Annotated in this window: 24 protein-coding genes; 18 read left to right on the top strand and 6 right to left on the bottom strand. The window is 60.6% G+C overall.

Going from position 1 to position 21891, the window contains the following annotated elements; all coding sequences use genetic code 11:
* Nucleotides 1–575: 575 nt before the first annotated feature.
* Both EF294_RS03605 and EF294_RS03610 read right to left on the bottom strand, forming a co-directional pair.
* On the bottom strand, nucleotides 576–1652 hold the full coding sequence (locus tag EF294_RS03605) for a hypothetical protein (RefSeq protein WP_246007671.1): 1077 nt from the start codon (nucleotides 1650–1652) through the stop codon (nucleotides 576–578).
* A gap of 145 nt (nucleotides 1653–1797) precedes the next feature.
* Nucleotides 1798–2322, bottom strand: coding sequence for a GNAT family N-acetyltransferase (locus EF294_RS03610; protein WP_123925707.1), 525 nt, complete (start codon nucleotides 2320–2322; stop codon nucleotides 1798–1800).
* Nucleotides 2323–2688: 366 nt separating this feature from the next.
* On the opposite strand from EF294_RS03610, the gene EF294_RS03615 reads away from it, so the two are divergent.
* The 12 genes from EF294_RS03615 (at nucleotide 2689) to EF294_RS03670 (ending at nucleotide 12277) form a co-directional block, all read left to right on the top strand.
* Nucleotides 2689–2937 (top strand): helix-turn-helix domain-containing protein, encoded by a 249-nt coding sequence (locus tag EF294_RS03615; protein ID WP_123925709.1) that lies wholly within the window; start codon nucleotides 2689–2691, stop codon nucleotides 2935–2937.
* Between the two features lie 206 nt (nucleotides 2938–3143).
* Entirely contained in the window at nucleotides 3144–3374 is a 231-nt protein-coding gene (locus EF294_RS03620; protein ID WP_123925712.1) for a DUF2188 domain-containing protein, read from the top strand.
* A 200-nt stretch (nucleotides 3375–3574) separates the two neighbouring features.
* Complete coding sequence (locus tag EF294_RS03625) at nucleotides 3575–4243, top strand: DUF6338 family protein (protein ID WP_123925714.1); 669 nt, start codon at nucleotides 3575–3577, stop codon at nucleotides 4241–4243.
* Nucleotides 4244–4799: 556 nt separating this feature from the next.
* Entirely contained in the window at nucleotides 4800–5126 is a 327-nt protein-coding gene (locus tag EF294_RS03630) for a hypothetical protein (RefSeq protein WP_123925716.1), read from the top strand.
* Between the two features lie 60 nt (nucleotides 5127–5186).
* A complete protein-coding gene (locus EF294_RS03635) occupies nucleotides 5187–5810 on the top strand; it encodes a hypothetical protein (protein WP_123925718.1) in 624 nt (207 codons plus the stop codon).
* A 660-nt stretch (nucleotides 5811–6470) separates the two neighbouring features.
* Nucleotides 6471–6845, top strand: a complete 375-nt coding sequence (locus EF294_RS03640; RefSeq protein ID WP_281275963.1) for a helix-turn-helix domain-containing protein — start codon at nucleotides 6471–6473, stop codon at nucleotides 6843–6845.
* Nucleotides 6842–7399 (top strand): ImmA/IrrE family metallo-endopeptidase, encoded by a 558-nt coding sequence (locus tag EF294_RS03645; protein WP_246007649.1) that lies wholly within the window; start codon nucleotides 6842–6844, stop codon nucleotides 7397–7399. Before EF294_RS03640 ends, EF294_RS03645 begins: the two co-directional genes overlap by 4 nt.
* Nucleotides 7400–7455: 56 nt before the next feature.
* Nucleotides 7456–7797, top strand: a complete 342-nt coding sequence (locus tag EF294_RS03650; RefSeq protein ID WP_123925720.1) for a hypothetical protein — start codon at nucleotides 7456–7458, stop codon at nucleotides 7795–7797.
* A gap of 37 nt (nucleotides 7798–7834) precedes the next feature.
* The gene (locus EF294_RS03655) at nucleotides 7835–8176 is read left to right on the top strand and encodes a hypothetical protein (RefSeq protein ID WP_123925722.1); all 342 of its coding nucleotides are present in this window, start codon (nucleotides 7835–7837) and stop codon (nucleotides 8174–8176) included.
* A gap of 116 nt (nucleotides 8177–8292) precedes the next feature.
* The gene (locus tag EF294_RS03660) at nucleotides 8293–9426 is read left to right on the top strand and encodes a DNA cytosine methyltransferase (RefSeq protein ID WP_123925724.1); all 1134 of its coding nucleotides are present in this window, start codon (nucleotides 8293–8295) and stop codon (nucleotides 9424–9426) included.
* A 92-nt stretch (nucleotides 9427–9518) separates the two neighbouring features.
* Entirely contained in the window at nucleotides 9519–10586 is a 1068-nt protein-coding gene (locus tag EF294_RS03665) for a restriction endonuclease, SacI family (RefSeq protein ID WP_123925726.1), read from the top strand.
* On the top strand, nucleotides 10583–12277 hold the full coding sequence (locus tag EF294_RS03670) for a DUF262 domain-containing protein (RefSeq protein ID WP_123925728.1): 1695 nt from the start codon (nucleotides 10583–10585) through the stop codon (nucleotides 12275–12277). The genes EF294_RS03665 and EF294_RS03670 overlap by 4 nt, the downstream gene beginning before the upstream one ends.
* Nucleotides 12278–12298: 21 nt before the next feature.
* Here the strand turns inward: EF294_RS03670 and EF294_RS22415 are convergent, their stop codons facing one another.
* Together EF294_RS22415 and EF294_RS03680 are read right to left on the bottom strand one after the other, a co-directional pair.
* The gene (locus EF294_RS22415; RefSeq protein WP_281275964.1) at nucleotides 12299–12751 is read right to left on the bottom strand and encodes a helix-turn-helix domain-containing protein; all 453 of its coding nucleotides are present in this window, start codon (nucleotides 12749–12751) and stop codon (nucleotides 12299–12301) included.
* 170 nt (nucleotides 12752–12921) lie between these two features.
* Nucleotides 12922–13755: a restriction endonuclease gene (locus tag EF294_RS03680; RefSeq protein WP_123925730.1), complete on the bottom strand. Its 834-nt coding sequence runs from the start codon at nucleotides 13753–13755 to the stop codon at nucleotides 12922–12924.
* A 407-nt stretch (nucleotides 13756–14162) separates the two neighbouring features.
* On the opposite strand from EF294_RS03680, the gene EF294_RS03685 reads away from it, so the two are divergent.
* The 4 genes from EF294_RS03685 to EF294_RS03705 all read left to right on the top strand — a co-directional run bounded on the left by EF294_RS03685 (nucleotide 14163) and on the right by EF294_RS03705 (nucleotide 17042).
* Nucleotides 14163–14468 (top strand): nucleotidyltransferase family protein, encoded by a 306-nt coding sequence (locus EF294_RS03685; protein ID WP_123925732.1) that lies wholly within the window; start codon nucleotides 14163–14165, stop codon nucleotides 14466–14468.
* The gene (locus EF294_RS22645; protein ID WP_425459389.1) at nucleotides 14452–14817 is read left to right on the top strand and encodes a HepT-like ribonuclease domain-containing protein; all 366 of its coding nucleotides are present in this window, start codon (nucleotides 14452–14454) and stop codon (nucleotides 14815–14817) included. Before EF294_RS03685 ends, EF294_RS22645 begins: the two co-directional genes overlap by 17 nt.
* 448 nt (nucleotides 14818–15265) lie before the next feature.
* Nucleotides 15266–16543, top strand: coding sequence for a cation:proton antiporter domain-containing protein (locus EF294_RS03700; RefSeq protein WP_123925736.1), 1278 nt, complete (start codon nucleotides 15266–15268; stop codon nucleotides 16541–16543).
* 244 nt (nucleotides 16544–16787) lie between these two features.
* Nucleotides 16788–17042: a hypothetical protein gene (locus tag EF294_RS03705; RefSeq protein ID WP_123925738.1), complete on the top strand. Its 255-nt coding sequence runs from the start codon at nucleotides 16788–16790 to the stop codon at nucleotides 17040–17042.
* 265 nt (nucleotides 17043–17307) lie between these two features.
* On the opposite strand, the gene EF294_RS03710 is transcribed toward EF294_RS03705, so the two are convergent.
* Both EF294_RS03710 and EF294_RS03715 read right to left on the bottom strand, forming a co-directional pair.
* Nucleotides 17308–18597 carry an alpha/beta hydrolase gene (locus EF294_RS03710; RefSeq protein WP_123925740.1) on the bottom strand — a complete coding sequence of 430 codons (1290 nt, stop codon included), beginning with the start codon at nucleotides 18595–18597 and terminating at the stop codon, nucleotides 17308–17310.
* Nucleotides 18587–19618, bottom strand: coding sequence for an alpha/beta hydrolase family protein (locus EF294_RS03715; RefSeq protein WP_185090933.1), 1032 nt, complete (start codon nucleotides 19616–19618; stop codon nucleotides 18587–18589). The genes EF294_RS03710 and EF294_RS03715 overlap by 11 nt, the downstream gene beginning before the upstream one ends.
* Before the next feature lie 253 nt (nucleotides 19619–19871).
* Between EF294_RS03715 and EF294_RS03720 the strand changes: the two genes are divergently transcribed.
* Together EF294_RS03720 and EF294_RS03725 are read left to right on the top strand one after the other, a co-directional pair.
* Nucleotides 19872–20567 (top strand): response regulator, encoded by a 696-nt coding sequence (locus EF294_RS03720; RefSeq protein ID WP_246007651.1) that lies wholly within the window; start codon nucleotides 19872–19874, stop codon nucleotides 20565–20567.
* Nucleotides 20564–21700 carry a sensor histidine kinase gene (locus EF294_RS03725; RefSeq protein WP_123925744.1) on the top strand — a complete coding sequence of 379 codons (1137 nt, stop codon included), beginning with the start codon at nucleotides 20564–20566 and terminating at the stop codon, nucleotides 21698–21700. Before EF294_RS03720 ends, EF294_RS03725 begins: the two co-directional genes overlap by 4 nt.
* The last annotated feature ends 191 nt before the right edge of the window (nucleotides 21701–21891 follow it).

Genomic DNA, 21891 nt, shown 5'->3' on the forward strand with positions numbered 1-21891 from the left:
GTGAGCCGGAACCTGTCGCAGAAGCGATGGGAATCCTGCATCAAAGGAGACTCTCGTGAAGAGACCATTGTGGGTAGTTTTGTTGACCGCAGTTGCTATTTACTTTGCAGTAGGGGTGTCGACGACGTCCGTCCTCGATCTCGGTGCGAAGATGGCATTATCAGGTATAAGTATCTTGATAGTGCTGGTGGGAATGATTTCCATGTTCACCAGGCGCGATTGACGAAACTGGCCTTCTGAGCGCTACCGCTCAGAAGGCCTCTTTCTAAGCTGAGGCTAACAATGTTCGCTGGAGCGCAGACCGAGGTTTAACTGCCGAACTGAACAGGGGAGGTCACTACGCGGCCTGGCCGTCATCGTGGGGTTTCATGGTAACGATTCGTTTCGCGCTCAACGGATGCCCGAGCCGGCACATCTGCGGGATACACGGCGTACCGGATCAGATGCTGAATTCAGAGCCGCGAGGTATGCGTCCCAACCGACATATCTCCGGCGTGTGAACGACTGTGGTTGTTGGAAGGCGATTCCTGCCCCAGTCTGTTGCTACGTGGTGAGGGCAATGTTCATGGATTCAGTCAGGCTGCCTCGTGCTGCGAATCGTCGCGAAGCACTTCTGTGTCGAGCGTCCAGGTGAACGTAAAACCGGCCTTCGGCATGAGCCACCCGATTGCTTCGACTGAGATCGTCCGTCCGGGAGTTCGGTCAGGACTGCGCGAGAGCTGTGTTGGCCGAGTGGTCGCAACTGATTCAATGACGCGCATGTCGACGATGTTGGTGTTCGTGTAGTCGAATGACACGGTCATGTTGCGTGCTGGCTGCGGCAACTCGAAGTAGAGACGATGTCCCCAAGTGGGCGTCACGGTACGGAACACTTGTCTGATGCGGATTGGCTCGTCGGTCTTTGCGCCTGCGTCGAGGTGGACTGAGTATGTCTGGCCGTCCTTGCGGACCGTGCGGCGGATGGGCTGTGGCCGGCCATCGACGGTGAGTTCGAGTAGTTCGTAGCTTTCGCGGCTGGACGCGTCCATGCCTGGTCGAGGCTTCATGAACCAGGGTGACGTGGCCGGAATGTCAAGGAGCAGGTCGTTGTACTCGTCTCGGTCTGAAACACAGGCGAAGCGGCGGACGCTTCCCGATGGCACGGTGGTGTATTCCCACTCCACGGTAACGTCGAACAAAGCAGTACCCTCGGTGCTGCTCTCTAGTGCACTGGCGAGACGGATACGAACTTCGACGTCGTGCCAGCGTTCGGCGGCGCGGATCGCCTGATCGCGGATCTCGCTGTAGATCTCGCGGGCGAACTGTTCGTCGCCTAAGCGCAGCGACATGACGTTGGCGGCGATGTCGTCGAGCAGCGCGGGGTTGGCTACGCGCTTGAGATCCTCGGGATGGATGGCGAAGCCTTCGACCACCGCGTCACGCATGGCAGGCGCTTGCTCTTTGATGATCGTGCGGAACTGCTCGACGGTCGCCGCTTCCTGATCCTTGCGGAAGCTGTACTCGAACAGCGTGCCCAGCAGTCCAGCGCCAAACAATGTTCCGCCGAGCTCTCCGAGCGGCAGGGCGTGCAACCAGTTCCACGGACCGAGGTCGAGCGTTGCAAGCCAGCCGTTCAGGGTGATGAGGACGATTCCGGCGAGCGTCAGGATCACGGCGAGCAAGGCCGCTTTTGTCTTACGGAGTCGGAAAGCTAAGGAGGACTGTCGTTTTCGTGCCATTGCTTATGGCTATTGTAGCAAACCCGCAGGTCAGTGCATAGATGCGTGCCTGGTCTGCGTTTCACTCGATGCAGTGAGGTTACCCGGAGCTATCTGCGAGTCGGGACAGTACATCGACGTCATGGTGTTTGCCGTCGTTGAGGTATCGAGCGCGAAGGGTGCCCTCATGAACGAAGCCGCACCGCTCAAACAGGGCGCATGACGATCGGTTGGTCGTGAGTATCCAGGCTTCGAGACGGCGGAGACCGAGATGGCCGAAGCCCCAGTTCGTCACCTGCTCCACCCCGACGCGTCCGAGTCCTTGGCCGCGGTCGACTGGTGACCATACGCAGATGCCGACCTGTGCCACGCGGCTACGCCAGTCGATCGCGTGGACTGAGCATTCGCCGACAAGCCGGCCACTGAGATCGTCCACGAGCACGAAGCTGTACTCGGTGGCCGGCTGTGGGCCAGAAGTCGCGGCGATCTTGCGCTGAAGTTCTGCCGAGCTGCGGGGTCGCCAGTACGGAGGGCCGTACTGCGCCAGTTCCTGCCAGTCGCTGCAGGCGTCGAGAATCGTAGGTATGTGGGCTTCAGTCAGCGCACGGAGCGACACCTTCGTCATGTCTTCCTCACTCCCGCTTTGCTGTTCACGAAAGAACTCGACGTTGAAGAGCCTGCGCAGGCCGTCCGATCCCGAGTCGTCACGGATGAACGAGAGCTGCGGTGTACGAAAAGGATTCGTACACCGCAGCTCTCGTGCTCGACTTGCTATCTAATGAGTCGCAGCCATCAGAAATTGACGCGTCGCTCGATGCCGCTCACGCGATCTTGAAGTCGCCTCCGCCGATCATGGTCACCTCCTCGCCGAATCGTCCGTCCTGGTCGCCGATTCCACAACCGGTTTCGGTTCGCCCACGATACCAGGATTCATAAACATGGGATTCATCGTCTCTGGATTGATGGTCATGGGACCTATGGGGTTGATGGTGTGCCCGCCCCGTCCAAATCGCCCATCTCGCCGGCTACGCGTGAGTTCGGTCGCCGGGTGCAGGCGCGGCGCGCAGAGCTGGGGCTGAGCCAGGAGAAGGCCGCCGAGCGCTGCGAGCTGCACTGGACGTACCTCGGCCAGGTGGAGCGAGGTCGGCGGAACGTGACGCTGCATAACATCTTGAAGATCGCTGGTGGGTTGAACGTCGACGCCGGGGTGCTGGTCAGCGGTCTGGAGCCCCCGGAATAGCGGATCGACCTTTCCTAAATACATTCCGGCCATCGTCCGCCGAGGTGAGCTGTCGCCCAAACGGATGAATCTCACACGGGTGTAATTCAGAGTCACTGCTCTGAACTGCGCAGATGTTTGCTTTCGGGTTCGGCATCGCCGGGATTGTCGGTGTTCACGGCTAGCCTGGATAGTGACATTTGGCACGGCACAGTGAAGGAGCTGAGATGGCAGTCGGCGATGTCGAGACGTACTACGAAGACGGCGTCTGGAAAAACAAGGTGCAGGGCAACTCGCGTGCATCCGACACGGGTGGAACGAAGAAGGAAGCGCAAGCTCGGGGTCGAGACAAGGCCATCGATCTCGGTGTTGAGCATGTCATCAAGAACCAGGACGGGACGATCGGTAGCAAGAACACCTACCCCCGTTCCCGTGACCAGCATCCACCGAAGGGATAGGAGCGTGGCTCATCGTCCTCATGACCGTGACCCCGAGGGTTCACTACGGGGGTCAGGTTACTTCGACAAGTCGGTCGATTCGATCGAGGTTCCTTCGCCACCGGTGGTCGATCCACCGCCGCGACTTGAAGCGCAGAATGACGGTGGATCAGGTTCGGATGCGACTTCGTACTTGAACGACTTCCCCGACTAGCGCATCGATGGTTCCATCCAATTGGCTTACGCTGCTTGGATTCTTCGCGCTGGTGGCACCCGGTGTCTACTACGATCTTCGTCGTTCGACGAAGTTTGCCGAGCGCCGGGAAACCACGTTCCGAGAGATCAGCCGTGTCGTCCTCGTATCGACATGCTGCAGCGCCGTCGCACTCCCTATCGTGCTGGTGGTAGGTAGTTGCCTCCGAACCTGGACGAAATCAGACTTCTGGCCGACTCCACGCGACCTCGTCTTCGCTAATCACGCATATGTCGGCGATCATGTCATTCCCATTGGTCTTGGGTTACTCGTGTTCGTGGCGACGTCGATCGGGGTCTCCGAAGCAACACTTCGGATTGCTTCTCGGACCACAGAAGCCACGATCTCGCACGTCTCAACGTGGAGCAAGGCATTCCGTGACGATTGCCCACAAGGCTCTTATCCGGTTGTCCGAGTACGCCTCACAGGCGGCGTCAGCTGGTCCGGTCGAGTCGCGCACTTCTCGCCGGACCTTGAAGTGGCTGATCGCGAATTAGTGCTGGCTCCGCCGATCGCGATGAAGGCCAACGAGGCACCCGCCAACTTGCCGAAATGGGGTCGGGTCATCCTGCGAGCGGATCAGATCGAGTCGATCGCGGTGAGATACGAACGAGACACGCCCTCGGATACCGGCTGATCAGGTCTCCCCTGACGCGAAGGCTCACCGTGCTGCGGCCACTTGCGGGAGAATCGGATATCGAAGTTTGAGTCACCACATTAGGAATGAGTCGTTGGCGCTGAAAGACCCTATTCACGAAGGTCAGCTCGACGTGCTGCGCTGGATCGGCGATGGGTGTCCGGACGGTCGATGGGATGGGCACACGTACAAGACCGTCGCCAATGCACTTGCCTCTCGTCGTCTGGTCACTGTGTCCAAGAAAGGAGGCGGTTGGCGGGCAGAGCTGCTACCGGCCGGTTCGTTCTACCTAGAGCACGGCGACTACCCCGACGGACACTGGGGACGGAAACACCGAGGTTCACGAGGCGGAGTGACGAAGACTCCCGACTTGTCATCGTCAGTTGGGCCGGACCCGCGATCTCAGCCGGCCCCGCGGACGCCGAAACCGACACCGACAGCCACCAAGCGATCGCCATCCGGGCTGACACCTACACGCCAACTCCTGGCCGACCTGGCGAGCGCTGGGGGCGTACTGGAGCGCAGCTCTCGCGACGACAAGGTCAAGTACTCGACGTTGGCCGCCGCGATCAACCGGCACGGGATGGCGCCCGACGGCCAGCACGTCGCCGCCTATAGCGGTGCGAGGTATGGGGAGTGGATTATCCTGCTGGTCTCGGTTTCGGAGTGGCAGACTGAGGCGCCGTCGGAGGTGATGGCGAGGGAACGGATCGGTCGCTGGCATCCTGTGGTGGCCGAGATCCTTTCGGCAGGAAGGCTCGACGGGATCGGCAAGGAGCATCGCCGCCGCGCCGCAGTGCTACTGCATTGCCTAGCGACGGAAGCTGCTGCACGCGGAATCCAGGTCGAACTCGTCAAGCAAGTCGAAGGGCGAGACTACTAAGCGAGGCGCAGCCAGCCGCCTGGCTTTCTCGTACTTTCTGAACAGGAGTTCCGGTGTCCAGTGAGCATCAAGCAGCTCCGAGATCAGCTGCCGCATGAGCCGACCGCACGTGAGATAGCTGATCAGAAGAAGTGGGAATGGTCGCATATCCCGAAGTACGATCACGCGCCTTCGGATCGGTTGGCCATCGTGACACACGACGCTGCGGCCTATCCAAGTGAGAAGTCATGGGCGGACACGAAGACTCGACGACTTGAGGATCGGCTCGTCGACATCTTGGCTGCCTTCAGCACGTGGGTCGCCAGTGACACCGACCGACGTGAGCGACAGAGAATCGAAGACGAGGAGCGCGCAAAACGCCTCGAACTGGAAAACCAGCAGGCGCACTCCGCCTACGTCGAACACACGCTTGGCGAAATGCTCCAGGCTGATGCAGCAGCGTGGGAGTCGGCGCAGCGGCTACGCAGTTACGTCGATGCACTGAGAAGACGTGTAGCCACCATCGAGGACGCTCAGGAGCGCGCCGACGCAGACGCATGGGTTACCTGGTCCAAACGGTACGTCGACCAGGCCATTGATCCGTTGAGGCGACCAATCCGGCGACCAGAGGTACAAGAGCCGGGCGACAAGGACCTCGGAGAGTTTCGGCGGAAGCTTGGGTTCGGCAGAAACGGGTTGTGGTGACAGAACTTCGGAGATCGCGAAGTTCGTATCGTGAACGGTCACCGGTGTCCGAGATGCCGTCGACACATCCATGCACAACGCGGTATTCCACGTGGCTCGACCAGACGGGCTGAGTGACGAGTCTTCCCCGTCCGCCACCCAGCCCGTCGCCGATTGATCACTCACCTCTCGCGCCGTACTCCCTTGAACGGCGCGCCGTCAGCTTTGCCGTCCATGAATCGGCCCGACTCGCTGTCGCGCTTTACCCAGCCACGAGGCGTGGCGACCTGACTGCGAGACCGCACCGCTCCGCGGCGAGACCCGTGCCCGGTGTTCTTTGCCATGTTCATCACCTCCTTTCGCGTCCAGCGCACAATGCGACTAATTGCTCAGGCGGTGTGGACGAGCGACCAAACCACAGCGCGGCCGCTGTACGGCGGCATCACGTTGCCCTTGGCGATCGGCGCGGTCGTGGAGGGAGTGCTAGCCACCCGCCACACTCCACTGATCGGGCACCGTTCGCCGGTACGTGCAGTAACTGCCATGACCACTACTCCTTGTGTCGAACCTCTTGACGCTTCGGAAGTGAAACGCTGCTTCGAATCTACAACATGCGTCGGGTTCGCGCCAGTCCATCGGATCTGCAACACTTGCTATCATGACTGACCAAGGGCACAAACTGTGAGCAGGAAGCTGACGATTGACACCGATGCGCTCTACGCTGCACTAGATCTAGTCCGACGTGAACGAGGTATCTCGATGCGACAGTTGGCGAAAGAGATCGGAGTCAGCCCGTCTTTGTTGTCGCGGCTCGCGAATGGGTACAAACCCGACGCGGACGGCCTGGTTACCCTGACATCGTTTCTCAGGATGCCGGTTGAGCAGTTCATTGATAGAGGCAACGAGGAACTCTTAGATAACCTGCCCGAACTCTCCGCCCAGATGGCACCGCTGCTAAGAGCACGTCCAGATTTCGACGCCGATGACGTAGAACACCTCGAAGAGGTCATCGATGCGACGGTGCGACTCATGAAGGCGGTGCGAGCGAAACGATGACCATGGCCCGAGGGCGGAAAAGCGCACTCCGTCAGCTTGCAAAGGAACTGCGCGTTGAGGTTGGCGCAGCTTCCAGCGATCCGTTCGACGTGTTCGCTCTGGCTGAGCTGTACGGACTCGATGTGGTGCAGATGTCACAACTCGATTGCGCCGGTGCTGTCCAGTTTTTCGGTGAAGCTGGCTACCAGCGTTTCTCGGGCGCTCAGGTTCCTGTGAGCCGATTCGGGTCGTGCATCGTCGTCAACGATCTCCACACGATCGAGCGCCAGCGGTCCACCCTTGGGCACGAGGTCGCACATTCTATCTGTGAGCACCCCCACGAAGCGCGTCTCGTCGACTCCGCCGGATGCCGGGTAGCCGATCGCGTCCTTGAAGAAGAGGCAACGTTTTTGTCGGGCGAGCTCCTGCTACCGACTGACGCTGCAAGGATGCTGGCAATCAAGGGAGTCGCCGCAGAAGTGGTCGCGACCCAGTACCAGATTAGTGTCGAGATGGCGCGCTGGCGGTTGAATATCAGCGGCGGACATCAAATTCGTCGTCGCCGTGCACAGTGATTGGTTGATAATTTCACATCATTCTTGCGACTGCGAAATTGATATAATTGGAACAGATGAAAGAATCCGATATCGACAAGCTATTCAAGTACATGCGTGGTGAATTCGCCAAGGTTCATGGCAGTGTCGATTCGCTCGGATCACGCGTTGATCGGCTTCAGAGCGACATCAATGCAATGGGTCGCCAGATCACGGAGCTTCAGGATGGACAAACCGAACTTCGGAACGGGCAAACCGAGCTGTCGAGGCGCATGGGTACGATCGATCTCAAGCTCGACGCGATTCAGGATGCCGTCGGTGAGAACTTTGTCGACTACGACAAACGCTTCGACCGGCACGCGAGCTGGATCACTCAGCTCGCGTCGGCGACAGAGACCAATCTCAGGCCACGGCCGTAAGCTGCCATGTCGGACTCAGCGCATACATTGAGGATTGATGACACGGCCATTTGATCGCGAACGCTACGACCGGGCCCTCGCCGAAGGTGCCGAGGAGTACCGAGACGTTCTCGACGCACTCAAGACGATCGGCATTGACGCGCAGTTCACCCAGACAGGTGGCATGTGCGCCGCCATCGAGGCAAACCTTGAAGACGCAACGTCACTGCTCATCACTGACGCCGACGACTCGCTCTCGTGGGACCGGGGCCACCACAACGGATGGGGCGTCGGGGTATATGAGATTGACGCACCCGATGAGCCGATCTGGTTCGATTCTGTTGATGACGGGTCGCTTCAGGCCTTGATCGACTTGGTCGATCGCGCGTTTCGGCGATGACCAGACAATCTTGACAATTCTGCGAACCCTGGGGATGCTTCCCCGTCGTTTGGTCTGCGGTCTGGTACCGTTGGGACCTTGCAACCCGACATATCGCCAGGTCAGTGAGGTTTTCTGTGTCCGATCAGCTACCCGTGATTAGCCTATTCTCCGGTGCCGGCGGGCTTGACTTGGCAGTAGAACGGTTCGATGAAACGCGGCCGCTGCGGATCGCCGTAGCCACCGACTACGACGAGCCAGCACTCGCCACGCTCTCGAAAAACTTCCCTGAGACCGAGGTGCTCTGTAGCGACATCCGTGAGACGCAGTCTCAAGAATTGCTTGAGCGTGCAGAACTTTCAGTCGGCGATGCCGCGCTCCTTGTCGGCGGACCGCCATGCACGCCGTTCAGCAAGTCCGGATTCTGGATAAAGGAGAAGCGGGAAAGCCGCGACCCGAACGCGTCGCTGCTCGATGAGTACGTACGTGTTGTCAAGGACACCCGGCCCGAGGCGATCGTCCTCGAGAATGTCCAAGGGCTGACGTACAAGACCCATCGTGCACAGTTTGCGCGACTCATAGGTGGCCTGTCAGAACTGGGCTACAACCCGTCATGGAAGGTGCTGCTGGCAGCAGACTACGGAGTCCCTCAACTGCGCCGGAGAGTATTCGTAGTCGGCCGACGCGATGGTGTTCCGTTCGAGTTCCCATCTCCCACGCATTCAGGCTGGAGCGAACATACTCGTACGTTCGACGAGTCGAAGATCCCTTACGTCACTGCTCGGCAGGCAATCGGGGATCTGACAGGCGCTGACTCGGAGGAGGGCGAGCTGGTCGAAGGCGAGTTCGCTGAGCTTGCGGCCGAAGTCCCGGGTGGACAGAACTACCTGTGGCATACCGACCGCTACGGCGGGCGAGATATCTTCAAGTGGCGCAGCCGATACTGGACATTTCTTCTCAGGCTCGATCCTGACCGGCCATCGAGCACGATCCAGGCGCAACCGGGACCATGGGTCGGACCGTTCCACTGGGAGAACGTCCCCAATGAACAGGGACAGCTGCGAGCACGTCGCCTGCGGGTGCCTGAGATTCTGCGGCTGATGACGTTTCCCGATGACTTCGTGCTCGTGGGCAACCGCGCAGACGCACAGCGCCAGCTGGGCAACGCGGTGCCTTTCGGACTCGGTAGCGTGGTTGTTCGTGCTCTGATGGAACAGCTCGGGCATGTGGAGCCAGGATCGGGGGCAAGCACCCAGCTGCAGCTGCTGTAGACCCGCCGGATGCACCGCAGCTGACACTGCCATCATGAGTATCGTGGCTTGCAGATAGTCTGTACCTCTCGACATAGAGGTGGAGGCTCAGTGTGGCGATCACGATCAGAATGCCCGAAGCAGAGCGGGTGATGGAACAGGCATACGACCTCGCGTGCTCCGATACCTCCTTGCCGGACTATTGGACATCTGTAGCGCAACAGACCTTCGCCATGGACTTCAAGACGTACACACCTGCGCTCGGTGCAGCTCTGCTTGCCCGGGCAGTCGACGATCGCGTCGATCCTCTCGCGATCAAGTCGGCTCACTCGCAGTACGCCTTCAGCTTGCGCACAGTCGGTCACAACCTTCTGATACCACTAGCAGATCGTTATGGATTCTCCGTCCGAACGACGACGCGTGAACCACTCAATAACCAGCCATTCTTCCGCTACGATCATCTACTCGAAATCGATAGGGTGCGAAATCGTGCTGAGTTTGATCGATACGTCAACTCTCTCAAACCGCTGGCAAACTTGCACGGAGACGATGCGGTAGAAGCCCTAGCTGCGTTTGTCCGAGTCGGTTTGCAGGAGGCCGCTAACAGGCCAGGCTACGACGTTAGTCCAGCCGTAGGACATCTCGCCGGTGTCATCGCTGCGTCCGATTCCTTCATGGCTGACGGTTTGGATGTGCCGCGCAGGGCGCAAGCGCTGGTCGCTGCAGCGTTCGATTCGGTGCATGACGACGTGAGGTCGCGTGCAATCAATGACCCATCTCGAGACATCCCAGGGGATGTCCAACTGTACGACCCGAATGGCAAGGTCGTGGCCTCAGTGGAAGTGCGCACAAAACCCGTACAGCCCTGGGAGATTCGAGGTTTCGTGAACTCATGCCTCGAAGCAGATATTGACCGCGTTATGATCGCTGAGTTCCTCCCTGAATCGACACCTGTCAATGAGGGGACTCGCCCCAATGATGCAACGCTGATGATTTATCACCTTCCGAGCGAGATGTTAGAGCAATTGTGGGCTGCATCGGCGAAGGGGCCAGCGGCAGGGGCTGCCGAGTTATTTCACGAAAGAATGATCAATCGACTCGTAGAGATCGAGGCTCCGGAAACGTCGGTGCGCCGCTGGATCGAAATGATCGAACGAAATAAGAGAGATAGTGCGGAATGAAAGTAAAGAGCGACGACCGTACTATTATAGAAGTTCTCCGGAGCTATTACCTGAGAATCCCACGATTTCAACGTCCATACGAATGGGAAGACGTTGAGATAGATGAGTTCTGGGAAGATGTTACGACCGCCGATTCGGACTATTTCATTGGATCAATGGTTCTGTTCCAGTCAACCTACGGGACGCAGGGAGTCGTCGATGGTCAACAGCGCATCACAACAATTACTGCCCTGTTGTGCGTTCTACGCGACAAATTTCGATCAGTAGGTAAGGACGACCAAGCAGATGGCCTCCAAAATCTCATTGAGCGGGCGAGCGAGCTTGATAATCAGAAGCATTTTGTTTTGCAGCACGATCGGCCGAGTAAGTACCTGCGGTACGTCCAGGCTGGTCAGTCGGGGGATGAGCCCGCCATCGACGAATCTGAACGCCGCCTGAAGAAGGCGGTCGACCGGTTGCGGAACAAGGTCGATACTCTTTGTGCCGGGATAGTGGATACTCAAGAGGTTGTCGGATTGCTCCTGAAATTGCGTGACTCGATACTTGAACTTCGCCTTATAACCGTTGAGGTGGATAACGAGGAGGATGCGACCGTAATCTTTCAGACCTTGAATAGTCGTGGACGCGACCTGGAAACTGCAGACCTGGTGAAGAGTCATTTGTTCTCGATTCTTCGTGCAACTAATCCTCAAAACGACGTCCCTCGCGAGAAGTGGAGTGGAATTCAAGAGAGCTTCTCAATATCCAAGGCAGACTTGCCTATGGATCGATTTCTTTTGCATAGTTGGCTATCACGGTACGAGTACTTGGCAAGTGCCGATCTCGGAAAGACGGTCAGGCGGACGATATCGCGAGAACTCGCGGAAGGCTATCTGGATCAGTTGGTCGCGGATAGTCGATTCTACAGAGAGATTCACGAACCAACATTTCGTGAGGCCTGGCAGCAAGAAGAAAGGCCGATCCTGGATGCGTTTAATGCACTGCAAATTTTTCGCGTCAGACAGCCGCTTCCCTGGCTCTTGTCAGCTTGGCGCGCGTACGGTGATAAGCAGATCAATCTGAAGTACGCCCGTATTGCAATACTAGCAATCGAGAGATTCCACTTCATAGCAACGGCCATTTCCAGCCAGCCGTCTTCAGGTGGGGTCTCTAAGATGTACGCCGCCCATGCGCGGCAGCTCAGCACTGCTAACAGTAATGACGCTCGGTACAAAATAGTTCGAGATCTCCACGCCAAACTATCTGACGATTCTCGCCTTCCTTCGCTCGATCAATTTTCTGCGGATTTTGCAGAACTCAGATATTCGCGCCGTTATACTCAACAGCAACGATTGGTGCTCCACATCTTGCAGCGCCTATACTCGTACCATTCAAATATTGAACCCGATTTCAAGCTATTGACAGTGGAGCATATTATCCCGCAGGCTTCCCTGACTACGCCACCCTCGGCAGTTGCATCAATTGGGAATCTGATCCTCATCCCTCGAGAGCTGAATGAGAAACTCGCAGACAAGAACTTCGATGAAAAGCGATTAATTCTAGACGATGCCAGAAAATCGGGTGTGTATATTGACGATAGTATCATAAGTGCTAGTTCTTGGGGCGAGGCAGAGATAGCCAAGCGGTCACGCGATATGGCCGAAGAGGCGTTCGCTGCCGTCTGGTCGCTCTCAACCATCCCCGGCCTGTAGCGTCGAGTATTGTGGCCATTATCAGCTCCCCGAGGAATCGCTCCATCCTGGTCGTGGCCGCATTCGGGTGCCGCGCTTCTTGAGGACGTTGGCGATGGTGGCGTGAGAGACGCCGAAGTGAGCACCGAGGGTGGCAAGTGACTTGCCTGCTTCGTAGAGCTGTGCGGCTTCGCTCACCTGTTCGTCCGTGAGGCCTTGGCGACGGAGCGGAACGCCCTGCTCGCGGAGGATGGTGGCGACACGAGTTTTAGATATGCCGTAGCGACTGCCAATGCACTGAGTGGATTGGCCAGCTTCGTACGCGTGCACGATCTCGACTGTGTCTTCGGCTGTCAGAAAGCGCCTGGAGCGCGGCGGAGAGGTGTCGGAGTCAGCCTGGGGCGACCGGTGTGGTGATGAGGTGATTCGTTCTTGCAGGTCATGCCACTTTCTTGACAGGTGTACAAGTTTCGAGTTTCTTCGTACTAGCTCCACAGATCGGATAGGTAAGCGTCCGTACTCGAACCAAATTCGATGTCGTTGTGGAGCCGCTACATACAACGAGGGCAGCCAGTAGGCGATGAGCGCCGTGTTCTACTATCGCTTGTAGCCGCGCGGGCGCCTCGGTGCTCTAGCCTGCAACTATTCGCTGCAACAGGACGCGTCTACGGCGTGGCGAGGAAGCGATCGGTGATGGTGTCGACGCTCAGTAGCTCTTGGATGTACTGCTCGCGCCCGTCAATCTCTGCCGGAGTCATCATCACGAAGCGGATACCCTCGTCGCCAGCGATCGAGACCAACGCTCGGAGGGCGGGGCGTTCAAGGCCGCGAACACACACCGACGTTTCGCCAGGCCACAATGCCTCCGTGAAGCGGGCGGCGTCGACGTGAGATATGAACAGAGCGATCACGCTGTTTGCATCGTGCTCTCCTTCGGGGCTGTTGCCCAACGGGATCCGCAAGTGAGTCCCTGTCGTCTCCCCGTTCGCGGCCTCCATAAGGACCCAGAACGGTTGACCAACAGCATTGCTATCAGGGAGGGCGAGGGGCTGGAACCAGGAACCGACGATCGCGCCAAAGTGTGGGAGGTTGCTGGCGTCGTAATGGGTGACTCCACGGTCTTCGAGGTACTTCTTGGCTCCACTTTGGTAGCCGCGCGGTGCCACGAACACGCCGATCGCGTTCGGTATCTCCGCGACCGTGGTGGAAAATGCCATCGCGTCCTTTCGGCTGGCTGGCCGATTCTGATCCTTGCACTCAATGGCGGCCCGATGTCGGATTCCGGCGAAGGTGTACTCCATGAAGACATCGATCTCGTGGGTGTCGCCGTGGATGTCCGATACGCGGGCGCGGTGGGTCACGTTCACATCCTGAGCGTGGGTCACGAGAAGAGACTCGTGCATGTATCGCACGTACCGCTCAAGGAACTCCCCGGAGAGTGGCTCCTTTCCTTCCTCTCGTCTCTTCCACTCAGCAAAGTCGTCGCGAAATTGGTCCACGGGTCCTCCTCTAGCCTGTGTCTGGAGGCTACGACGCGGGACTGACATCGTTGTGTGCGATGCGCTCTAGCCGTACGGCGTGCGATGCGCCGGAGCGCTCGGCCCTTACAGATTGATCTCTACATTCAGCGGTGCCGCCGCAGGCGATGGTCGTCGGAGCTAGAGCGAGCGGCTTCGCATTCTGAAGACGAGGCTGCGGAAGGAGATCGACACATAGGCAAGGCTCGCGCGTCCGACTGGGTGTCATGGTGCAGCCTGGTGGTCAACCTTGGGGTGGCGGTGGTGATGGCATTGCAGGTTGTCGCCGATTCTGTATCCGCTTGTGGCGGGCAGGATGAGATGTCAGTGCCTGCTGCCGGGTCAGTCTGATTGTCGAAATGCGGCTCAGAGTCTGAGAGACTGAACGCATGACCACCGCGATCCCGCTCAACACGGAAGCGATCGCTGCTGTGTGCGTGCGGTATGGGGTCGATCGGTTGCGGATCTTCGGATCGGTCTTGACCGAGACATTTGATCCGGGCCGGAGCGACGTCGATTTCCTGGTGGAGTTCAAGACCGGCCGCGAAAACGCGTTTCATGACTACTTCGACCTCAAGACGGCGCTTGAACAGATCGTTGAGTGCGATGTTGACCTCGTCGTGGCCAACGCGGTGAAGAATCCCTATGTCGCCAAGTCCATCTTCGACAGCGCTGAAGATGTCTACGCGCCCTGACAACCGTCCGGCCGCTTATGTTTGGGACGCGCTGACCGCGGCGCGGAACGCGCGGTTGATCCTCGCCGAGGTCTCACTCGATGGCTACGTGGGAAACCTACTCCTCGAGTCTGCGACCGAGCGTCAGATGGAGATCATCGGAGAAGCCCTTCGCAACCTCCGGCGAGTCGATGAGGATCTCGCTGACCGAATACCGCACGTACACAAGATTATTGGGATGCGCAATGTCCTTGTACATGGCTACGTCCAGGTAGACAGCTTGATTGTGTGGACAGCAGCGACGACGGACGTGTCGGAGCTCATACCTGTGCTGGATGCCCTGCTCGGCGAGTTCGAGAAGGAGTTGTAGCTTCACCAGCCTGGACGTGGTCGCAGTCGGACGCCACGACACTTGAGGACGTTAGCGATGGTGACGTGGGAGGACGAAGTGGAAGTACATGCCCTACACACGAGGGGCTGGTCGATCTCGGCGATCGCTCGGCACACCTGGCAGGTCCCCGATAACCGGTCCATCGACGTCCACGACACCACCGAATCATTCCTTTGACAGGGGCGGCAATGCGTACCGAGCCTGGCGGCGTAGCCCTTGGTCACGAGCTCCGAACGAGGTCACGGGCGGTTCGACCCCCGCCAGATGGCGGAACTTGCCCCGCCCGTCGGAGGCTAGGTGCGGAGCGCAGTGGGTGCGAGCACCTCCGCACCGGTACCCTATCAACCAGCGACATCTCTGTGCCGCTAAGTCGTCCGAGCCGCCATGTGCCGTTCTGCGGTGCCTGCAATCTGGAGAGTCCGCCCCGATGGCCACTGTTGTGTTGTTCGTTGCGGGCTCTCTGCTCGTATGGGCGGCCGGTCACCAACTGCTGTTGCGCTTGACGATCACCGGCCCGCTGTTGATGGTGGCGATCGGTGGATGTGCCGGCTGGTTGTTCAACCAGCAGGCCTTGACATTCTTTGACTCAAAGCTCGCGTTGTACCTAGCCGAGGTGATTCTCGCGCTGCTGCTGTTCGTCGACGCTATCGACGTCCGTGGTTCTGTGCGCTCACATCTCACTGCTGTCCCGATCCGACTGTTGGCGATAGCCTTGCCGCTGTCGCTACTGTTCGTGGTCATCCTCGGACTCTCGCTGCCGCTGGGTCTGTCGGTTGTTGCGATACTTGCCATTTCGTGCCTGGCTGTGCCAGTTGACTTCTCGCCCGAGATCTCGCTCATCCGCAATCGGCGAATTCCGGAGTCTGTCCGACGCTGGTTGACTATTGAGAGCGGGTACAACGACGGACTCGTCTCGCCCTTTCTGCTGGCGACGCTGGCGCTGGCGACCACGACCGGCGACCCCAGGGACCAGGCGATCAGTGTCTTTCTCAAGGCGGCACCGTCGGGGGCGATCGCGGTCGGTGTCGGCTTGGTCGTCGGCACCGCCGCGGGCTGGCTGTTCCGTCAGGCAGCCGCCCGAGGATGGAGCGACGAGCGCAGTACCCGGCTTGGCGTCCTCGCTTTGCCGATGTTCACCTTTGCCCTTGCCGTCCTCGCACATGGCAACGGCTTCGTCTCGTCCTTCGTGTGTGGCGTGGCGGTGCGGATCGCGTTGTCGCGGAACCGTTCGGAGAGTGAGGTGCGCCCGAACTTCCGGCTGGCTGAGGACGTCGCGGAACTGACCAACCTCATCCTGTGGTTGGCATTCGGTGCGGCATCGGTGGCGTTGCTCGCCGGTGCTTTGGATTGGTGGCCGGCGATCGTGTTGGCGGGGTTCGTTCTCACGCTCGGACGGATGCTTCCCGTGCTGTTGTCGTTGGCCGGAAGCGGCGTGAACTGGCGCGACCGTACGTTCATGGCAACCATGGGACCGCGCGGCGCGGCCTCGATCGTGTTCGGGCTCATCGCATTCAACGCGCTGCCGGGTGACGACGGAATCGCGGTGCTCTCGGCGACATGCATCATCGTCTTGGGTAGCCTTCTTCTCCACGGCATGGGCGCGCCGGTAGTCATCAGGGCACTCTACGGCCCTGCCACCACACCGACAGCTCGCCGACGCCGCCGCCGTACCCGCAGTGACCAGCAGACAGGGAGTCGAACATGACGCGAGTTCGGATGTCGTTGCGAACGAAATAATCTTTCCGGGACGACATCTCAGCGATCGTCGCGCCACGTGCGCCGCTCACCGGCCGCACCACCGCCTGGATTCTGCGGGCGATGATCTGCGACAAGGTGACGGTGAGTGCTCGAGGGCGCTGACTTGTCGATCGGCCGGAGCGGTCCTCTCGCGATGGTTGGGCCGTCGGGATCGGGCACAACGACGACGATGAACCTGATGCTGCGCTTCCTTGAGTTCAGCGAAGGGCAACTGCCAGAGGTTGTCGTTCGACGCGGTGCGTCGCGGGTGCGGTTATGTGGAGCAGGGCACCGCAGTAGTCGTCGGGGACGGTAGGCGGCAACCTCCCGATCGCCGTCCGGATGCCGCCGATGAGGCCATCCGTGCAGCGCTCGAGCGGGTGGGATTGGCGCAGCGGGTAGAGCAGCTTCCTCCGGGGCTCGATACCGCGATTGCTGCGACCACCTTGTTGCGCGTCGAGCAGTAGCGTTCCTCGCTGGCGCGCGCTCTGATGGTTCACCCGAGATCCTGCTGCTCGACGCGGCCACCGCACAACTCGATGGCGGGAGCGAGGCTGCCGTGCATGCGGTGATCGACCGGAGGTTGTCGTTCTGGAGCACGGCCGCATTGCGCGCGAGGAACTCACCGGCAACTCGTCGACGACGATGCTCTCTACTGCGCACTTGTTGCCGAAGTACGCATCGCGGTGTGACAAGCTCAGGCGTGCTGGGTGACTCAGCTCGACGGAGACCTTACCGTGGGTCTGGGCGAGTGAGGAATGGTAATGCCGACTCGAAAGCCCGGGCGGCAAATGGCCAGGTATGCCCACCACGGACAAAAAATGTGGCGACGGTGAATCCGGCAGTGCGTCCGGCACTGGCCAGATCGCGTGCGGTGTCGATCTCCGAGGACGACCAGGTTCGCATCCCACTCATGGTGCGCATCTGGTCACCTGCGGCGGCGTAGTACGCCGATATCCCGCGCAGCCGTTGTGGGTTCGACCGCATGACGGACAGTGGATCGTGTTCGGCCCAGCGGCGCTCGTCGCCGCCGAACAAGGTGCGCACCGTGGTTGTCTTGTCGCCCACCGCGGGCCGGCGGTCGGGCGAGATCGCCACGAAGCCGCTGAAGACCTCTGGTGAGCGTAGTGCCAGCGTCACCGCGCACGTGCCGCCCATCGACCATCCGGCCATCATGAAGCGCAACCCGGCGGGTTGACCCAGATTCCGTGCCACCCAAGGCACAACGTCGGTGACGATGTGGCTCTCGACCCTGCCGCGCGGGCTGTCGACGCATTCGGTGTCGTTGCCGAATGAGCCGGTCGGATCGACGAAAATCAAGATCGGGGCGACGCCCCGGTGGGTGTGAGCGTAGGAGTCGGCGGCTTCGACCGCATTGCCTGCACGTATCCAATCGGTGGGTGTCGTGAGCACCCCGCCGACCATCACCACCGCAGTCAGCCGCTCCTTACCGGCAAACCACGCGGGCGGCAGGTAGACGTACTCGGTACGGTGTCGAAAACCACTGGGGCCGAGGTTGTTCGGCAGGCGCAGGATTCGGCCGTCGCTCGGCATGGTGCCGCGCAGCTTTGCCAGATCCGTGAGTTCGACCTGCCGGGTCATTGGCTGCCCCGAGATCGTTGCCCACGCCTTGCCGGTGGTCGGGAAATAGCCCAACCACTGATTGCTCACCAACGACATCGCCACCACCGCAACCGGAATGGCGCCGGCGGCCGACATCCGCTGCCACCATCGCCCGCGCGGAACTCCGGCCACCGCGGTCACCACTGCGATACCCACCACCCCGACCGAGATCCAGAACGGGATCGGTGCGTTGATCCCGCCATCGTGGAACACCGCGAAAACTCCAGCAACCCCAGCGGCGGCGAGCAATGCTGCGCCGATCGACCAGTAGCGAAGCCAACGGTTCGAACGCCGCCAGAGTGCCATCACGTGCACCGCGGCCACGACGATGAGAACGGCGGGGGTGACCCACGGTGACAGCAACGGAAGGTCGGCGACGGCGAGGTTGTCAGTGACCATCTCGGGCACCGCCCAGCACTTTCGACGACCCCCGCACAGCAGCGGCAGTCACCGTCATTGTTGTACCTGAGTGTGCGACCGATTGGGCCGCACGAATCGCTGACAATGCCGAGGACCATCCACGTTGCATTGAGACGAGGCCACCATGGCCGACATGATCAACCGTGACGAGGGTCACCGGAGCGCGGACGGCCACTGCGCGGTCGCGGTATTCGGTTGCCACCGGATAGCGCACCACGGCATCGTCGCGACTGTGCACCACGAACACCGGCACGTCCGGATTGATCCGCTCGATCGGATTCACCAGTGCGTACCGCTGGGCAAATCGATTTGGCGGCCCGCCCAGCGCATCGCCGGAATTACGCGTGATCCGAGTGCGATCACTGGCCATGTTCAGTACCCCGGCCAGCGAGACGACGGCCTTGGGGATGACGCGTGGCGCCGGACCGGGGCCACTTTCGGAATGCAAACCGCGTGATGCCGTCCAGACGGCCAGCTGTCCACCGGCCGAGTGCCCGACCACCACGACGTCATCAAGGTTCAACATCGGGGCACGGCGCTTGAGCTCCACGAGGTGATCCACGGCATATGCGGTGTCACTGAACGTCGTCGGCCAACCCCCGCCGCGTCCGACTCGGCGATACTCGATGTTCCACACCGCATTTCCGCGGTCCTGGAGATCGCGCGCGTTGGCATCGAGGACGTCCTTGCCCACTCGGGCCTTCCAACCGCCGCCATGGATCAGCACGATGACGGGAACCTGCGTTCGGGCTGAGGCCGTCTTCGGAAGATAAAGCGTGCCGATGTTCTGCGATGGATCACCGCCGGGGAGGTAATCGACCGTGGTGATCGATCCTGGTTGTAGCGACCCGGCCTGTGATCGTCCGGCCGTCGGCGCGACACAACCCGCAACCAGTACGGCGACAGCGATGGCCAGTGCTGCGGTCAGCGCGACCTGGATGGCACGATACCGACGAGGTAAGCCGAGGTACCGCACGCATTCTGTTGCGAGAGTGATCACTAGCAACCGTCCTAGCTCATGATGACAATGTCTGCGGCCCTTCAACCGACGCGTCACCGAGTATTGTTCGGCACCCGTGTGCGTCGTAACCGCCGGCGAGCCCAACCAGGTCGGCCGATCGGCTAGACCTACCCCCGCCGAGTGGCGGGTTCGCCGCGCACACTCTGGACCTGTGGGATCGAGTCGGGCACGGTGATATTGGCCGGCGCGGTAGTCTGCCGTGACGGATCGAAACAACACACGAGGAGAAGCGGTGTCATCGCTGCAGTCGTCGAGCGAACCCGCCACTATCCGGGTCGTCGTCATCGACGACGAGGCACTGATCCGATCGGGATTCGAGTTCATCCTCAACGCCGACGCCGGCATCGACGTCGTCGGCACCGCGACCGGCGCCGACGCGGTGGCTGTGGTGTCGCGAACCAGCCCGGACGTGGTCCTGCTCGACATTCGCATGGCCGACATCGACGGACTGCAGGTGCTCCCACAACTGCGCCGACTCGAACACGCGCCGACCATCGCCATGCTGACGACCTTCGACGCCGACGACTACGTCTTGACGGCGTTACATGCCGGCGCCGCGGGATTCATCCTCAAAGACACCGACCCCGATCACCTCGCCGACGCCGTACGAACTCTCGCCTCCGGAGGTGTGGTGCTTTCCCCTGCGGCGAACGCGGCACTGTTGCGCGCCACCGACCTCGGAACGTCGCAGACCGAAGACCCGCAAATCGCCCGAGTGGACATGCTGACCGCGCGCGAGCGAGACGTCGTACGGCTGGTCGCGCGAGGGTTGACCAACGCCGAAGTGGGTCAGCAATTGCACTTGAGCGTCGGGACCGTCAAGGACCACATCAGTGCCACCCTCACCAAGCTGCGCGTCGGAAGTCGAGTCGAGATCGCACTGCTCGCACAGCGAGCCGGACTGCTCGACGAGAGCCCCGATCAATGACCGCTACGGCGCCCTCCGGGATTCGATGGCAGCGGGTGCGGCCGATCGTGGTGACGGTGGGGCTGCTGCTGATCACCGCCGCGGACTTCGCCTACGCGCTTATCGGGAGTGACACCGCGCCGACACTGCCGACGATCGTCAGCGGTGCCGCCGCCGGTGCCGCGGTCCTGGTGCGTCACCGCTGGCCATTGGCGGCCTTCGTCGCAAGCCTTCCCGCGCTGAGCGTCGTCGGAGCGATTGCGGCGCCGGCGATCACCCTGTTCTGCGTGGCCGCGGTGGGTACGCAAACGTGGGTGGTGGTTGCCAGCGCGGTGGTCGCTGCGCTCGCGGGATCGCTGCCGACGTCCTCGCCGACGATGGAGATCAGCAACATCGTCGATTTCGCGTATTTCTTGGCGGGCTCGGCAGCTCCGGCGTTACTCGGCCGACTGACAATGGTGCAGCGCGAACTGCGTCAGAAGCTTCTCGAGGTGGGAGAGGCGCAAGAGCATGAACGGCAGCTCTACGCGCAGACGGTACTTGCGCGTGAGCGAGCGCAGATCGGCCGCGAGATGCACGATGTCGTGTCGCACCACGTGAGTCTCATCGCGGTTCGCGCCGCCACCATGCTCGTCGGCGATATCGACGATCGGGTGCGGACGGAGGCGACGACCATTCGACGGCTGGCTGTGGCCACTCTCGACGAACTCCGGCATCTGGTGATCGTGCTGCGGGCCTCCGGTGGTTCGCGGTCCGATACACGACCCCAGCCCAGCCTCGACCAGGTGGATTCGCTGATCTCCACATCGGGTATCGATGTCGACGTGGATGGGCAACTGCCCGATCAGCTTCCGGCTGCGTGGCAACGCGCCATCTACCGGACGATTCAAGAGGCCCTCACCAACATCCGCAAGCACGCGCCGGGCGCCTCCGCGACAATCAGCTTTGGTGGCGATACGCGCAATGTACGTATGAGCATTGTCAACCGCCCGTCCGCCCGGCCCGCGTTGAACCTCCCAGGGACGGGGGAGGGGCTGATCGGCTTGCGAGAACGCGCCGAGCTGCTCGGCGCGACCTTTGACGCCGGACCTCGACCGGACGGTGGATTCGAAGTGGCCCTTTCCTTTCCGGTCACGGGGCTCTCCGGTCGGTGACCGCGGCATGCCGGAGCAGCGGTCAGCAGAAGGGTAGACGCGGATCAGGGGTGGCAACCAAGCCGACCGTGCAAGGACGGACCCGCGCCTCCACATGCGTCGCGGCGATGACCGGTTTCTGATGCCCGCGGATCGTCGCGGGTATCGCGGCATGCTGTATCCCCATCCGCTGTGACGCCGCGCTCGACGGC

Origin of the sequence: Gordonia oryzae, from assembly GCF_003797185.1 — a bacterium.
In the GTDB taxonomy this organism is placed as follows: domain Bacteria; phylum Actinomycetota; class Actinomycetes; order Mycobacteriales; family Mycobacteriaceae; genus Gordonia; species Gordonia oryzae.

Excerpts from the sequence above, each read along its gene's own strand:
- EF294_RS03625 (WP_123925714.1), top strand. The coding sequence starts at position 3,575 with ATGGTTCCATCCAATTGGCTTACGCTGCTTGGATTCTTCGCGCTGGTG.
- EF294_RS03685 (WP_123925732.1), top strand. The coding sequence starts at position 14,163 with ATGACCACCGCGATCCCGCTCAACACGGAAGCGATCGCTGCTGTGTGC.
- EF294_RS03710 (WP_123925740.1), bottom strand. The coding sequence starts at position 18,597 with ATGGTCACTGACAACCTCGCCGTCGCCGACCTTCCGTTGCTGTCACCG.
- EF294_RS03620 (WP_123925712.1), top strand. The coding sequence starts at position 3,144 with ATGGCAGTCGGCGATGTCGAGACGTACTACGAAGACGGCGTCTGGAAA.
- EF294_RS03670 (WP_123925728.1), top strand. The coding sequence starts at position 10,583 with ATGAAAGTAAAGAGCGACGACCGTACTATTATAGAAGTTCTCCGGAGC.
- EF294_RS03655 (WP_123925722.1), top strand. The coding sequence starts at position 7,835 with ATGACACGGCCATTTGATCGCGAACGCTACGACCGGGCCCTCGCCGAA.
- EF294_RS03725 (WP_123925744.1), top strand. The coding sequence starts at position 20,564 with ATGACCGCTACGGCGCCCTCCGGGATTCGATGGCAGCGGGTGCGGCCG.
- EF294_RS03610 (WP_123925707.1), bottom strand. The coding sequence starts at position 2,322 with ATGACGAAGGTGTCGCTCCGTGCGCTGACTGAAGCCCACATACCTACG.
- EF294_RS03645 (WP_246007649.1), top strand. The coding sequence starts at position 6,842 with ATGACCATGGCCCGAGGGCGGAAAAGCGCACTCCGTCAGCTTGCAAAG.
- EF294_RS22645 (WP_425459389.1), top strand. The coding sequence starts at position 14,452 with ATGTCTACGCGCCCTGACAACCGTCCGGCCGCTTATGTTTGGGACGCG.
- EF294_RS03650 (WP_123925720.1), top strand. The coding sequence starts at position 7,456 with ATGAAAGAATCCGATATCGACAAGCTATTCAAGTACATGCGTGGTGAA.
- EF294_RS03700 (WP_123925736.1), top strand. The coding sequence starts at position 15,266 with ATGGCCACTGTTGTGTTGTTCGTTGCGGGCTCTCTGCTCGTATGGGCG.